Raw genomic sequence first — 15,028 nt, forward strand, 5'->3', positions numbered from 1 at the left:
TTATGAATACAATGGATTTTGGATATCACAAATTATATATAGGAGGAAAATTAGTCGATGCCGCAGACGGTCAACGTAGTGCTGTCATATGTCCCGCTAATGAGGAAAAAGTGGCGGAAATTGCCTGGGCGGGCAAAAAGGATGCCTTAAAGGCCTTGGATGCTGCCCAAAAAGGATTTGAATATTGGTCTAGATTGTCCCTTGCCGAAAGAACGGTATGGATGGATAAATTACGAACTGCGGTATTGGAAAAAGAATCAGACCTGCGTTCTGCCATGGTCTATGAAATGGGTAAAACCTATGCGGGTGCCTGGGAAGATATCGAAGGGGTGATCAATGGACTTGAATGGTATCCCGCGGCAATGAAAAATCTTAGGGACGAACAAATCCCAGATTATGAAAACACCCATACCCATAAAATGGTGCACCAACCAGCTGGGGTTGCGGTAGCCTATTTGGCATGGAATTTCCCCCTGTTGAATGTTGGATTTAAATTAGGCCCTGCACTGGCTTCAGGTTGTTCGATTATTATTAAACCATCAGCCCTTTCACCACTATCAGCGTACATGATAGGTGAAATATTGCATAATATTGATTTCCCTGCTGGGGTGGTGAATATATTGACCGGACCCAGTAGTGAGGTGGCTACCACTATGACAACGAGTAAAATACCCGCAGTACTAACTATGATAGGGTCTACGGCAACTGGTCAAAAAGTAATTGCCGATAGTACTACTTCGATAAAAAAATTGGGTATGGAATTGGGAGGTAACGCTCCTTTCATGGTCTTTAACGATGCAGACTTCGACCAAGCCTTGGATTTGGCCATTGCCCTAAAATTTGGAAATACAGGTCAAGTCTGTGTGGCGGCCAATAGAATATTCGTTCAAGATGGTATCTATGATAAATTTCTTGCTGCATATATCGACAGGGTATCGAAACTTAAATTAGGTTTCGGTATTGATGAGGAGCCCGATATGGGACCTTTGGTCACCCGAAAAGACCGCGATCGTATGTTCGAATTGATCAATGATGCGGTGGACAAAGGGGCGAAACTTGAATATGGGGGCAATATTCCCAAAGGCATGGAAAAAGGCTATTGGTTAGAACCTACAGTCCTAAGTGGTATGACAACGGAAATGCGGGTTTTTAGACAGGAAACCTTTGGGCCTATTGCATCGATTATGCGTTTTACTACTGATGACGAGGTTCTGAAGTTGGCCAATGATACTGAGTTTGGACTCGCGTCATATATTTTCACCAATAACCATAAACGAATAGAACGCTTTAGCAGGGATCTTCAATTTGGAGAGATCCAAGTGAATGGGGTAAAATATTCCATATACCTTCCTCATGGAGGCATAAAGAATAGTGGTATCGGACATGACTGTTCGCATTTGGCCTTGGATGACTACTTGATTAAAAAAAGAATCACGGTAGCCCTCTGACCCCTGAATACGTAAATCGAAAATTATACTAAACACATATGCAACCTATTGAACAACAGGCCATGTCGCCTGGACTAATACAGAAAATAGACAACGCCGGCATTATTGCGGTGTTGATTATTGATGAAGTAAAACATGCCGTACCCGTGGCAAGAGCACTTCTTGCAGGTGGGGTCGATGCAATTGAACTCACATTGAGAACACCGGCTGCAATCGACGCGGCTAAAGCAATCAAAAAAGAGGTTCCGGAGATGACACTGGGTTTTGGTACGGTCTTAACTGTAGATCAGGTAAAGGCTGTAGTTGATGTGGATGCTGATTTTGCAGTTTCCCCCGGATGTAATCCAAGAGTTCTTAAGGAAGCGAAAAAGTTAGGGCTTTCCTTCGCACCCGGAATCATGACCCCAACAGATATTGAAATGGCCTTGGAAGAAGGTTGCCGTATTCTGAAATATTTTCCTGCGGAAACTTCGGGTGGCATGAACCACTTGAAGAATATGGTAGCTCCATATCAATATTTAGGGCTAAAATTCATTCCTCTAGGAGGATGCAACCTAGCCAATGCAAGTACTTACCTACAATCCGATCTAATTACCGCAATTGGAGGTTCATGGGTAGCGAAAAGACCTTTGATCCAAGCGGAGAATTGGGAGGCCATTACAAAAAATGCAAGTGAAATCAGAACATTGATCGATCAAATAAGAACGAATAAAAAATAACTCAATTAACATAATCCTAGGTATTGGGATTTTAGATTTAAGCAAACATGAAAAAAGTTGTAACCTTTGGGGAGATAATGGGGCGTATGGCTTCACCAGCGAATTTAAGATTACGCCAAACACGTGAATTTGAGGTAACCTATGCAGGAGCCGAGGCTAGCGTAGCTGCCTCTGTTTGTAATTTTGGGGGGGTAGCCCGCTATGTTACCGCATTGCCTAAACATGCCTTGGCAGAAGCTACAATGGATGCCGTTCGTGCTGTGGGTATCGATACCCAATACGTACTACGTACCGACAAAGGACGATTGGGGCTCTATTTTTTAGAAACGGGAGCCAATCAACGCCCTAGCAATGTCATTTATGACCGGGCGGACTCAGCTGTTGCCATAACTCCGGCCAGCGCATATAATTGGGATGCTATTTTTAATGGGGCCGGATGGCTGCATTTAAGTGGAATTACCCCCGCGCTTTCAAGAAATGCTGCAGAGGCTACCTTAGTGGCTGCACAAAAGGCAAAAGCTGCCGGTGCATCCGTATCGATCGATCTTAATTTCAGAGGTAAATTATGGAATTGGGATAAGACCAAAACTGCGCGTGAATTAGCGCAAGAAACCATGCGCACCATTTTACCGTTTATAGATGTTGTCATTGGAAATGAAGAGGATTGTCACGACGTTTTGGGTATAAGGGCTGGGGATACCGATGTACATTCAGGTAAATTGGATACTTCCAGATATCCTGATGTAGCCAGACAAGTGGTGAAACAATTTCCAAATGTAAGCAAGGTCGCCATTACTTTGCGAGAGAGTCTTTCTGCTTCCCACAACAATTGGGGCGCTATGCTATATGATGTTAAATTGGATAAACCTTTTTTCGCACCTTTGGATGCCGAGGGGAATTATCAATCCTATCAAATCAAGAACATTGTGGATAGGGTAGGTGGAGGTGACTCCTTTGCGGGTGGATTGATTTTTGCCTTGAACACCCCTGATTTGGCAGATTCCAAAACAGCGGTGAAATATGCCGTTGCCGCCTCATGCCTTAAACATTCGATCAAAGGGGACTTCAATTTTTCAACCCGTGACGAGGTAGAAGCCCTTATGGGTGGCTCTGGATCAGGAAGGGTTGTACGTTAAATGTAAAATAAAACAAGGAATCTGTCTTTTATTCTTAACAGCACTGTCCGATAGTATTATATATACTATTCGGACAGTTTTTTGTTTTATAATCAACGGATCTTAAATTACATTCTCAGGTTTAAAACCGATAGAGAATGTTCAAATACCTTTAATTTTAAATTGTTGATTCTTTTCATTGATGTGTTTGTTATAATAATTTAAGGTTGTTTCCTTTAGTTCGCTCAAGCTTATTTTTGCCAATGCTCGTTTTTGCCAGAAGGGGTGGGTTTCTGCGAAATAGCTAAAACGCAATGTTTCAATGTGTCGAATCCACAAAAAAGTGTCTTTAAAAAACATATATTGATAAAAAGGTTAATATAATGCTAATAGTAGGTAATTTATTGAACTCCGCTACCCTCATCTTACTGTTCTTTTGTATAGAAATTAGTCACTCCGGTGTAATAGATAGGATTAATTCAAAAGGAGTGATTGCGAATTTCAAATAAAACTAAAATCAACTCAATACATGAAAACTTTATGAAAACAAAAAGAAAACCACGAACAAGGATTAACTGTCTTGGGAAAGATGGTTTGGGTTTCAAAAAAGGGATTAGAAACGTATTAGTAGTTTCATTTTGCCTTATTGTTTCCTTAACGGGGATATATGCCTCTGAAAATTATGGCTCAAGAACATCCTTGCATAACGATGTTCTAGTCACCAAGGTTGAACGTTCGATCCTTATGGATAATGAGTATTCAGAACAAACTGTTATCACTGGATCCGTTTTTGACTCCCAAGGCCCTCTTCCCGGCGCGAGTGTTGTCGTAAAAGGAACCACCAATGGTACACAAACCGATTTTGATGGTAATTTCACCTTGTCCATAGATAGTAACGATCCAGTATTGGTCGTTTCTTATGTGGGCTATGCTACTCAGGAAATTGCCGTTGGCAATCAAACTGCTATTGATGTCATTTTGGTAGAAGATACCTCGCAATTGGAAGAGGTTGTTGTTTTAGGGTATACCACTAAGAAAAAAGGAGAGGTTACAGGGTCTGTTAGTACTGTAAGTGCAGATGATATTGCAAAATCTGGTAGTAAAGATTTAGTGAAATCATTGGCAGGGAAAGTTTCAGGTTTAATTATTTCCGATAGAGGTGGTACACCTGGGGCTAATGATGCAACATTATTGATTCGAGGGAAATCTACTTTAGGAAACAATTCACCTCTAATATTAATTGATGGAATTGTAGCGTCAACTTTCGCAAATTTAGCACCTCAAGACATTGAAAGTTTAACAGTTTTAAAAGATGGTGCAGCTGCAATTTATGGGGCAAGGGCTGCCAACGGGGTTATTTTAGTAACAACAAAAAGAGGGAAAAACGGAAAAGCTAAGATAAGTTTATCTACTTCATATACAGTTTCTTCCTTTTCCGCTACACCAAGCTTAATGTCTTCTGAGCAATATGCAATTTATAATAATGAAATAGCAGAAAGATATGGGAATGACCCCATCTATTCTCAAGCGGATATTGCTAAGTATGCGGATGGTTCAGATCCCATTAATTTTCCTAATACAGACTGGGCTGATGAGACTTTCGCTAAGAGCTCTCCGGAGTCAAGGACTTCTTTATCGATTTCAGGAGGAAATGATAATGTAAATTATTTTGTTAGTGGGGATATGATTCGCCAAACAGGAATGTATAAATCAGGGGATTTAAAATTTGATCAAGATCAAATACGATCCAATCTTGATATTAGAATTACCGAAGATGTTAAATTAGGTATTGATCTATCTGGAAGATTTGGAGAAACTTTAGAGCCTGGTATTGGCACTGGTCCCATATACAAACAGATTTATAATAACGCACCAACAGAAGTTGCCGTATATCCAAATGGTTTAATTGCCTGGGGGGGGGAGAATGGTTTAAACCCTGCTATTATGTCTAGTAAAGAATCAGGTTTTGATAAGAAGATTGATAATGATTTAAGAGCGAAATTCACAATTGATTATGACTTACATAAACTTACTGAAGGCCTAAAGTTTAAAGGTTATGCAGGGATGAGACGAATGAGTTATGATCAAAAATCATGGTACACTCCTTGGACGGTTTACACATATCTTGAAAGTACTGATGACTATGTTTCACAAACTGGTTTTTCACAGGATGGTAGTGAGAATATCTTAACTGAAAGTTTTTGGAAATACAATGAGTTAATGTTGAATGCTACATTGTATTATTCGAAATCGATTAATGATAAGCACAATTTTAGTGGATTTGTCGGGTATGAACAAACTACATCAGATCAACGAAATTTTTGGGTAGAAAAGATAGGTTTTCCAGATTCTGAACATTCTGAGTTATTTGCAGGAGATACAGATGGTCAAACCTCCGATGGTACCTCTTATGAATGGGCCCGTGTAAATTATTTTGGATCCCTTTCCTATGATTATATGAAGAAGTACTACTTAGATTTAACATTACGCCATGATGGGTCCAGTAATTTTGGTCCTGGAAATAGGTTTGGTACTTTCCCTGGAATTGCTTTTTCATGGGCTATAAATAGGGAGTCTTTTTTGGAAAATGTTTCCTGGATAAATTCATTGAAACTTAGAACTTCTTGGGCAAAAATGGGGAATGACCGTATTACCGGCTTCCAGTATTTAACACAATATGATTATGCGGGAAATGTTGGGGCAAAGCCTAATTACTACAATTTTGGTGGCGAATATTATAATGGGTATTCCAGCATAGGGGTTGAAGCCGCAAATGAAGCTATTACTTGGGAGTCTGCAGACATGAAAAATATAGGTTTGAATTTCACATTATTTGATAATAAATTAACAGGTGATCTAAATTATTTTTATCAAAAAAGGGAAGACATCTTAGTAACAAGAAACGCATCTGTTCCAGATTATACAGGGCTAACCTTACCTCAGGAAAATATAGGGAAAGTTGATAATTATGGCTGGGAATTGGAATTAGGTTGGAATGATAAAGTTGGTGATTTAGGGTATAATTTTGGTTTTAACTTTACACAAGCTAAAAATGAAATTGTTTATATGGACGAGGCTGAGAATGTCGCAGATGCCATTAAACAAGAAGGACACCCAATGGATTCGTATTTAGTATATCCGACTAATGGAATTTTCCAAAACCAAGCCCAAGTCGATGCTGAACCTGTAAAATTGGCAGGTACAGTAGCTGGTGAACCATACTATATTGATACTGATGGTAATGGGAAAATTGATGCAGGGGATAGAATTCGTTCTTATTCGTCCAATGTGCCTGAAATTCAATATGGCTTTTATGGTGGTTTAAATGTGAAAAATTGGAATTTTAATTTCTTGTTTCAAGGGCAGGCAGAAGCAAAAATGCAGGTATATTTTGAAGGAAATGGGGCATTACCGGATTTCTTATACAATCAAAGATGGACCCCTGAAAATACAGGGGCAAAATTCCCAAGGGCATTTGCAACAGGAGATTCATATAGTTCAAGTTTGAATGGGCCAGATAATTTCCAAGGTGCAGACATATATTTACAGGATGCCTCATACCTTAGGTTGAAAGAAATCGAATTGGGCTATACCATATCCAAGGATGTGTTAAAATTTGGAGAAGCTAAATTATATGTTAGAGGTTATAATATGTTAACCCTGTTTTCTGACATATATGATTTAGGATTAGATCCTGAAGCAGAAGGGTATAATAGTTTCAGAAGTAGTACCTATCCTTCTTTAAAATCATTTACGTTAGGTTTAAATTTTAATTTTTAATTAAAAAATGAATCAGACCTTAATCAATAAGAAATTCAAAAAGATGAAACATATAGAAATAAAATTGGCGGTTGTTCTTCTGACTATTTTTACAATAGTGGGTTGCAATAATGATATTTTAGATACGGAATCGAGCGATTCTTTTACAGAAGATGCAATTTATGGTGATGTAAACCAAGCAGCACTTGTTGTAGTGACGGCATATAATACTACGGATAGTTGGGCCATAAACCGTTCTCAATGGTGGACACAAAGAATCGGTATTGAAGGTGCATCTTGGGAAGCTAAATTTAACTTTAAGGATTTAGATAATCCTTATAAAATGAGAGGTGGATGGTCTCCTAGTAATGCGGGTTTGGCATTTAATAATAGATGGGAAACTTCTTGGGATTATGTGAAGTTGATTAATGAGTTTTTAGAAAAGATCGAAGGTAGCGAAGCAATGGAAGAAAACCCAGAGGAAGTGGCTCAATTAAAAGCGGAAATGCAGTTTTTAAGAGCTTTTACTTATTTTAATCTAATAAAGTATTATGGGGGTGTTCCAATCATGGAAACAACATTTGGATTGGATGATGACTTTAGTTTGTCCAGGGATAGTTTTGAGGATTGTGTAGAGTTTATAGTAAATGATTTAGATGAAGCTGCCGCAGTTTTGCCAATAGAAGCTTCAGAATTCGGTAGAGCAACCAAATTAGCTGCTCTAGCAGTTAAATCACGTACTTTATTGTATGCAGCAAGTCCATTGCATGATCCAAATACTGTACCAAATGGACTGCTTTATGATTATTCTAAAACAACAAAATGGCAAGATGCAGCTGATGCGGCAAAAGCAGTAATAGATCTAGTTGGTGCCCGTGATTTAATTTCCGTTGCAAATGCAACGGAATATCAAAATTTATTTTTACATCCAAATCAGGATATTTTATTTGCTAGGTCATATGGAAGCTTGTATGCAGAAATGGCAAATGACATAAATACGTTGCCCGATCAGGCGCAATCACCAAATGGTTATGGTGGTTGGGGATTAAGTTCCCCTACGTTGAACTTCGCTTTGGAATTCAATATGGCAGATGGTACTTCAACCTCTGTAGGAAGCTATGATGCAAATCAACCAAATGAAAACAGGGAAATGAGATATTATGCTGATTTGAATTTTCAAGGAGCAATGTTTAGAGATCGCCAGGTAGATTATGCTTTAGCAGATAATCCAAGTGATGAAACCCCTGATGGTTTGGATTCTCCAAATGGATTGGGAAACCAATTACATTCATCTAAAACAGGATATAATATAAGGAAATTCCAAGACGAAAGCTTATCCACTTTAACAAGTTTTTCTGCGGACCGTCCATATATCATGTATAGACTGGCTGAAGTTTATTTGAACTATGCAGAGGCTATGTATGAATTGGGAGATGAAACAACCGCACGGGAGTATTTAAATAAAGTCTCTATGAGAGCCCTTCAACCAGAAATTACAGCAGCAGGAAATGAACTTTTGGAAGCAATAAAAAGAGAAAGGCGAGTAGAGCTTTGTTTTGAGGGGCATAACTTTTTTGATGAAAGAAGATGGATGAATCAAGACCATATCGGAGGATATGATATTAAAGGATTAAAATGGACAAAGGCTGTGGATGGAACTTTAAATCATGAAGAGTATACTGTTGTAACAAGACCTTGGTTTGATTATAGGTATTACTTGCCAATTCCACAAACGGAAATTGATAAGGATGCTTCTTTGGAGCAAAATTATGGTTATTGATATTTCCTCGTAGCATATAAAAATACCGAGGCCAAAAACCTCGGTATTTTATCTTAATTTAGAATTTTCAAGTACTTTGAAAAAATTATTCCTACTCTTGGTTCTATCTATTGGGACATTTTCAAATTCCAAAGAAAAGCCCAAAACCAAGCACTTATTTACTCACTTCAATAAATTTGAGGAACGATCAAATTGGGGAACCTGATTCTATATGTGAAATAGCTCATGTTGTAGAACTAATGTTCATTGTTCGTATAACTGGCGATTTAATAAAATATTGAATATTACTACATGACCTATCTAATACACACTAAATCGCTTACCCTTGCCATTTTAATGGTAATAGGGATATACCATGTTGATGCACAACAGAAAAATTTAAAACCGGCAAAACTTTTTGTTGAGTTACCCAGCTTTTGTCCGACACCAGATGCTTTTGATATTGCTCCAGATGGGAGTTTGGTACTCTCATGTCCTAACTTTGCAGATAGAACATTGCCTGGTATTTTAGTAAAAATCGATAAGGATAAAAAAATCACCAAACTTTTGGAAATACCAGGGGTTATAAAGGATAGAAACTCCAACCCCATGGGTATAGCCTATGCACCAGATGGTAGTTTGTTTGTTTGTAACAACCAAGGAAAGAACCAAGGGCAGGTATTATGCATCACTTTTGATGGAAAAGGGAATCATACTATTGAAATTGTTGCCGAAGGTATGGGGCAACCTAATGGTATTCGCTATCATGATGGTGCTGTTTATGTAACGCAACCCGCCATGCCAAAAATAAGAACCGAAAATCATGTGAGCGGTTTATACAGGTTTAAAACTTCAGATAGGAACATTTTTATTAAGAATGATAAATCTGATTCCAATTTAATTTACATTACAGAAACCATCAACCCGGATAGAAAAGTTGGTTTGGACGGTTTGGTATTTAATAAAGCAGGTGAATTATTTGTTGGTGATTTTGGAGATGGGGAGCTTATAAAATTAATTTTGGATGAGGAAGGCAAGGTTACAAAAGAGGAACTGTTTGCAAACGTTCCAAAAGTAACGGGGATAGATGGTATCAATACCGATTCGAATGATAATATTTATGTTGCAGGTTTTTGTCAGAACCAAATTCTAAAGGTTGACCTCAAAGGTAACGTAACTTTAATTGCGGATTATGATGATAATGATGGAGCAAATGGCCAAATAGACCAACCTGCAGATATAATCGTGTATATGAACAATATCATTATTTCTAATTTTGATTTAATGTCTGGAGAAGGAATTATAAATTCTAAGCATAGTAAACCTTATACTTTGTCATATATAAAAATATACTAAAGAACAATATAAAATTAATTTCACCAACATAACGCAATTCACATTGATTCAACCATATAAAGAGAGAAAATTATGAAAAAAGATGCAAACTTTCATAACAAGGCTATAACGAATACGTCGCAGAGCCCGTATGTTAAACTAAAGAGCATCAACTTTGGGGATTGTAATTGGAATTCAGGGTTTTGGGCCGAAAAAGTAAAAACCGCAGAAGAGCAAATGCTACCTTATATGGGGGGTCTTCTTTGTGGTGATGTGGGCCATGCTTTGAACAACTTTAAAATTGCAGCAGGGGAAAAAGAAGGAGAACACAAGGGATTCTATTGGCATGATGGGGATTTCTACAAATTCATGGAAGCCAAAACATACATTTACGGACTTACCAAGGATAAGACTATTTTAAAAGAATTGGATGACTATATCGCTCTTATAGGTAGGGCACAAGAAGAAGATGGGTACATTCATACGTACATTCAAATTACAGAAGGTGCAGACCGATTCGAAAACCGGAAGTATCATGAGATGTACAATTTTGGACATTTGTTTATTGCAGCTTCTATTCATTATCGCATGACGGGTCAACATAATTTTCTGGATATAGCTATAAAACAAGCCAATTTGTTGTTCACCTATTTTATGCCAGATACAAAACACTATCAAAGATTTGGTTTTAATCAAACTCAAATTATGGGATTGGTTGAGCTTTACAGAACGGTTAAGGATAAAAAATATTTGAAATTGGCGGAGAAGTTCATTAACAGACGTGGAACTTTTGAAATCAAACATGATTCTACCACAGAAGGCTATCCTATTGGCGATATGGTTCAGGAGCGCACACCCTTACGCGAGTCTGAAGAAGCTGTTGGCCATGCAGTATTGGCACTGTATTATTATGCCGGGGCTGCCGATGTTTATGCAGAAACAGGCGAAAAAGCACTAATAGATGCCTTGGATAAGTTGTGGGAAAATGTCACAGGAAAAAAAATGTATGTAACAGGGGCTGTTGGACAAGCACATTATGGGGCGTCTACCAATCTGGATATGATAGAAGAAGGCTTTATAGATGCTTACATGATGCCAAACATGACTGCCTATAATGAAACCTGCGCCAACTTATGTAATGCAATGTTCAGTAGTCGGATGATGGGTATTAAGGATGAATCAAGATATGCGGACATAATTGAATTGGTTTTGTATAACAGTGGCTTGTCAGGAATTAGCCTTGAAGGAACAGAATATTTCTATTCCAATCCATTACGTATGGTAAATAATTCCAGAAATTATGATTCTCATGCAGATGTAACGGAAAGTCCAGTAAGACAACCCTATTTAGAGTGTTTCTGTTGTCCACCGAACTTGGTGAGAACAATTTGTAAATCATCCGGTTGGGCTTATAATCTATCGAAAAATGGAGTGGCTGTTGTGTTATTCGGAAGTAATGATCTAGATACGACTATGTTAGATGGTTCTTCATTAAAACTATCACAAGACACAGAGTATCCCTGGAATGGATTGGTCAAAATAACTGTTAATGAATGTAAGGAATCAACTTTCGAGATTAAAATCAGGATTCCAAATTGGGCTGTAGGAAGCACGCTTAAGATTAATGGAGAAGGTGCTCATGTTGATGTGGTTCCTGGAAGATTCGCTGTTGTAAACAGAAAATGGAAAGCAGGAGATACCATTACTTTAGACATGCCAATGAACGTAATGCGTTTAGAAGGCCATAACAGAATTGAAGAAACCAGAAATCAAATCGCCGTAAAAAGAGGGCCGATTGTATATTGTTTAGAGACACCGGATTTACCAGAAAACACGTCTATTTTAAATGCATACATAAAAGGAAATGCAGAATTAAAAGCAGTTCATAAACCAGATTTTCTAAATGGTGTTACCGTTGTTGAAACAGAATTGTTATTGAGGGAAGATAGGAATGATGAAATGTATCAGGCCATTTCAAAACCAGAATTTAAGTCATATAAAACACAACTTGTTCCTTATTTTGCTTGGAGCAATAGGGGGCAAGCTGAAATGACGGTGTTTATACCTGTCGTATGGAATTCCTAATAATATAGGAATCAATTTATTTTAGGAACAATCATGCTCTATTCATATTCCAAAACAATTGGTTATGGGGTTTTAATATTGTTGTTCTTCCAATGATCCCCTATATTTTCAATGCAGCCCTTTTCGCTCAAGATAGACCGGATATTGTGCTTATGATGACAGAAGATTAAGGCTATGGCGATATTGGTGGTCGTGGTAATCATCTATAAGTTTACTATGCACATCTCCATTGCTTAGGCTGTCAGCAGCGGTTACACCGATTATCATAGGATACTTGGCAAAGGCCGGAGATTTTAACCTGAACTTTTCTATATAGCTTTTCTGGCATGGATTGGCTTTTTTTTACTACTTGTTTTTAGGAGGCAAAGTACGAGGTATAGGGGTGTAAAAACAAAAAAGGAATTTACTTAAGGTAAAATATGGTATGCATCAGTTAAGATATACTTATTGAGGGTTAATATTTACCCCTTCCTTTGTAAGGACCAGGTTTATGGTGTTTTTTTAAATAGGGAAAGGATGTTGGCATAATTTAACGTATTAAATCCATATAAATGATAACGAACATACATAGTACAAGGTTAGTTTGAATCGTTTGATTACAGTCAAGATGGATAGGAGTATGTTGTACTGGGTAACCCACTTGAAAATGGCATTTGTTCAAAAATGAAATGACCAAGGCCAAGAACAACAACTATTTAAGTGCCGAGATTGGGGATGCCAAAAAAGGGAAAACCTGGGCCATAGGCGTATCGTTGAAAATTGAAGTTTATGAAACCTATCATATACAGCGGATAGGTCCCTCAGACACATTGTAATCAGTAAGTCATAGAACTTTAGTTTCTTTTTGCCTAAGTAGTTTTAAAGCAGCTGAGGAAAAAGTAAATTGGACCAATGGTGTAACCAAAACTGAATTAGTATAAATTGTAAATATAAATTTTAAGACCGTTAATTGGTCTAAAGTCAAAAATCAATAAGCATTATGAGCTCTTTTAAAAGAAATGCCTTTACTTATTCTACCATAGTGGCTTTGGGAGGTTTTGTTTTTGGTCTGGATGCCGCTTTAATTTCCGGAGCATTTAAGTTCATTACGGCAGAATTCAATCTAAATGAGTGGCAGGTAGGCGCATTAGGATTTGGACCGGGAATTGGAGTGTTGGTCGCTTTACCAATGGCCGCTTGGTCCAGTAATAAATATGGTCGAAGAACAACCTTGAAAACAATAGCAGCATTGTATTTGATATCAGCATTGGGTTCGGCTTTTGCCCCTTCATTTGCAACCTTGTTCGCTGCTCGTTTTTTAGGGGGATTGGCTTTTAGTTCAATTACATTGGCAGCTATGTATATCGGTGAGGTTTCACCGGCCCAATGGAGAGGTAAATTAGTTTCGATGACGCAAATCAATATTGTACTTGGTTTAACGGCCGCTTATTTCATTAATTATTGGTTACTGCAGAGCACCAATTCAAATGCGGAATGGGTATCTGCCTTAGGAATACGTGAATATACTTGGAGGTGGATGTTAGGAATCGAAATAATACCGGCATTGATATGGTTCGGATTACTTTATATTGTTCCACAAAGTCCAGCTTGGTTAATATATAAAGGTGAGTTTGATAAAGCTAGGGAAACCTTGGCCAAAGTATTTCCGAGTGAAGAAATTGAGAATCATGTTCAGGTTATGAAAGCAAGTATTGAAGAAAGTAACCAAGACAGGTCTATTGGAACTCAACTGAAAGAAATTTTTAGCAAGAAAATGAGCGTTGTGGTAATTGTTGCATTGACTATGGCCATTGTGCAACAATCAACCGGGATAAATGCGGTGTTAACGTATGCGCCAACGGTTATGGAACAGTTAGGTTTAGGTCAAAACGCAGCATTTGAACAAGCTATTTGGATTGGATTAACCAGCGTATTGTTTACGATATTATCCTTGGTTCTTATTGACAAAGTAGGAAGACGACCGATGATGATTACGGGATTGGTTTGGGTAATTTTAAGTTTAGGTGTATGTGCTTATGGTTTTGGTACGGCCAAATATGAAATGACGACTGATGCTATTGCCGAAATGAAAGACATTCCTGATGTTGATAAACTATCGGTATTGGTAGGCAAACAATTTTCTACCGATATTGAATTCAAGGAAGCTGTAAAGGAGGTTATGGGTGATATTTCTGCAAGGGATAATTCCAGTGTATTTCTACAAAAGTCGGCAGTACTGAATGCAATGTTGATCCTGATAGGTATTTTAAGTTTCATAGCAGCTTTTCACTTTTCAGTAGGCCCAATTATGTGGGTTTTATTATCTGAGATTTTCCCTATTTCCTTGAGAGGTATTGCTATACCGTTTTTCGCCTTGATTTCTAGTACTATAAGTGCTTTAACACAATTCTTTTTTCCATGGCAACTTGCAAATATGGGAGCGAGCACTATATTTATGTTCTACGGAGGTTTGGTTTTTATTGGTCTCGCCATATTGATCAAATTCTTACCCGAGACCAAGAATTTGACCATTGAGGAAATTCAATCAAAACTTCGGCTTAAAATCAATAAACATTGACTATTGGCAGGTAAGGTTAGAATAGTGCTCTAAAGAGGTATAATTATGAAAAAAAATTGGTCAGATTTCATCTAATTTTAGGTTTGTAAAGCATCGGAATATGAGGGCTGTTCTGTTGGATACCATTTGGGCATTGATTTTTAATAGCTGCATAACCCAGTATATCACTATAGCAATTGAGAGTGATTTTAAAAATTGGAGATGGGTGACTGTAGAAGGAAATTAACAAAAAATGAATTTTCCGGTATTAT

Annotated in this window: 9 protein-coding genes; all 9 read left to right on the plus strand. The window is 37.8% G+C overall.

Features of this window, described 5'->3' with window-relative positions; translation table 11 throughout:
* The first annotated feature begins 2 nt into the window (after nucleotides 1-2).
* The 9 genes from LX92_RS15095 (at nucleotide 3) to LX92_RS15135 (ending at nucleotide 14,777) form a co-directional block, all read left to right on the plus strand.
* Nucleotides 3-1,448 carry an NAD-dependent succinate-semialdehyde dehydrogenase gene (locus LX92_RS15095; protein ID WP_109652331.1) on the plus strand — a complete coding sequence of 482 codons (1,446 nt, stop codon included), beginning with the start codon at nucleotides 3-5 and terminating at the stop codon, nucleotides 1,446-1,448.
* A 38-nt stretch (nucleotides 1,449-1,486) separates the two neighbouring features.
* Nucleotides 1,487-2,167 carry a bifunctional 4-hydroxy-2-oxoglutarate aldolase/2-dehydro-3-deoxy-phosphogluconate aldolase gene (locus tag LX92_RS15100; RefSeq protein WP_211315883.1) on the plus strand — a complete coding sequence of 227 codons (681 nt, stop codon included), beginning with the start codon at nucleotides 1,487-1,489 and terminating at the stop codon, nucleotides 2,165-2,167.
* A gap of 47 nt (nucleotides 2,168-2,214) precedes the next feature.
* Complete coding sequence (locus LX92_RS15105; protein ID WP_109652334.1) at nucleotides 2,215-3,303, plus strand: sugar kinase; 1,089 nt, start codon at nucleotides 2,215-2,217, stop codon at nucleotides 3,301-3,303.
* A gap of 519 nt (nucleotides 3,304-3,822) precedes the next feature.
* Nucleotides 3,823-7,062, plus strand: a complete 3,240-nt coding sequence (locus LX92_RS15115) for a SusC/RagA family TonB-linked outer membrane protein (protein WP_223308379.1) — start codon at nucleotides 3,823-3,825, stop codon at nucleotides 7,060-7,062.
* A gap of 7 nt (nucleotides 7,063-7,069) precedes the next feature.
* Nucleotides 7,070-8,821, plus strand: a complete 1,752-nt coding sequence (locus tag LX92_RS15120) for a RagB/SusD family nutrient uptake outer membrane protein (protein WP_223308378.1) — start codon at nucleotides 7,070-7,072, stop codon at nucleotides 8,819-8,821.
* Between the two features lie 291 nt (nucleotides 8,822-9,112).
* Nucleotides 9,113-10,156, plus strand: a complete 1,044-nt coding sequence (locus tag LX92_RS15125; RefSeq protein ID WP_223308377.1) for an SMP-30/gluconolactonase/LRE family protein — start codon at nucleotides 9,113-9,115, stop codon at nucleotides 10,154-10,156.
* Between the two features lie 72 nt (nucleotides 10,157-10,228).
* Nucleotides 10,229-12,220 (plus strand): glycoside hydrolase family 127 protein, encoded by a 1,992-nt coding sequence (locus tag LX92_RS15130; RefSeq protein WP_109652339.1) that lies wholly within the window; start codon nucleotides 10,229-10,231, stop codon nucleotides 12,218-12,220.
* A gap of 653 nt (nucleotides 12,221-12,873) precedes the next feature.
* Complete coding sequence (locus tag LX92_RS22470) at nucleotides 12,874-13,035, plus strand: hypothetical protein (protein ID WP_170117864.1); 162 nt, start codon at nucleotides 12,874-12,876, stop codon at nucleotides 13,033-13,035.
* Nucleotides 13,036-13,199: 164 nt separating this feature from the next.
* Nucleotides 13,200-14,777, plus strand: coding sequence for an MFS transporter (locus tag LX92_RS15135; protein WP_109652342.1), 1,578 nt, complete (start codon nucleotides 13,200-13,202; stop codon nucleotides 14,775-14,777).
* The last annotated feature ends 251 nt before the right edge of the window (nucleotides 14,778-15,028 follow it).

It is taken from the genome of Maribacter polysiphoniae (assembly GCF_003148665.1).
Lineage (GTDB): Bacteria > Bacteroidota > Bacteroidia > Flavobacteriales > Flavobacteriaceae > Maribacter_A > Maribacter_A polysiphoniae.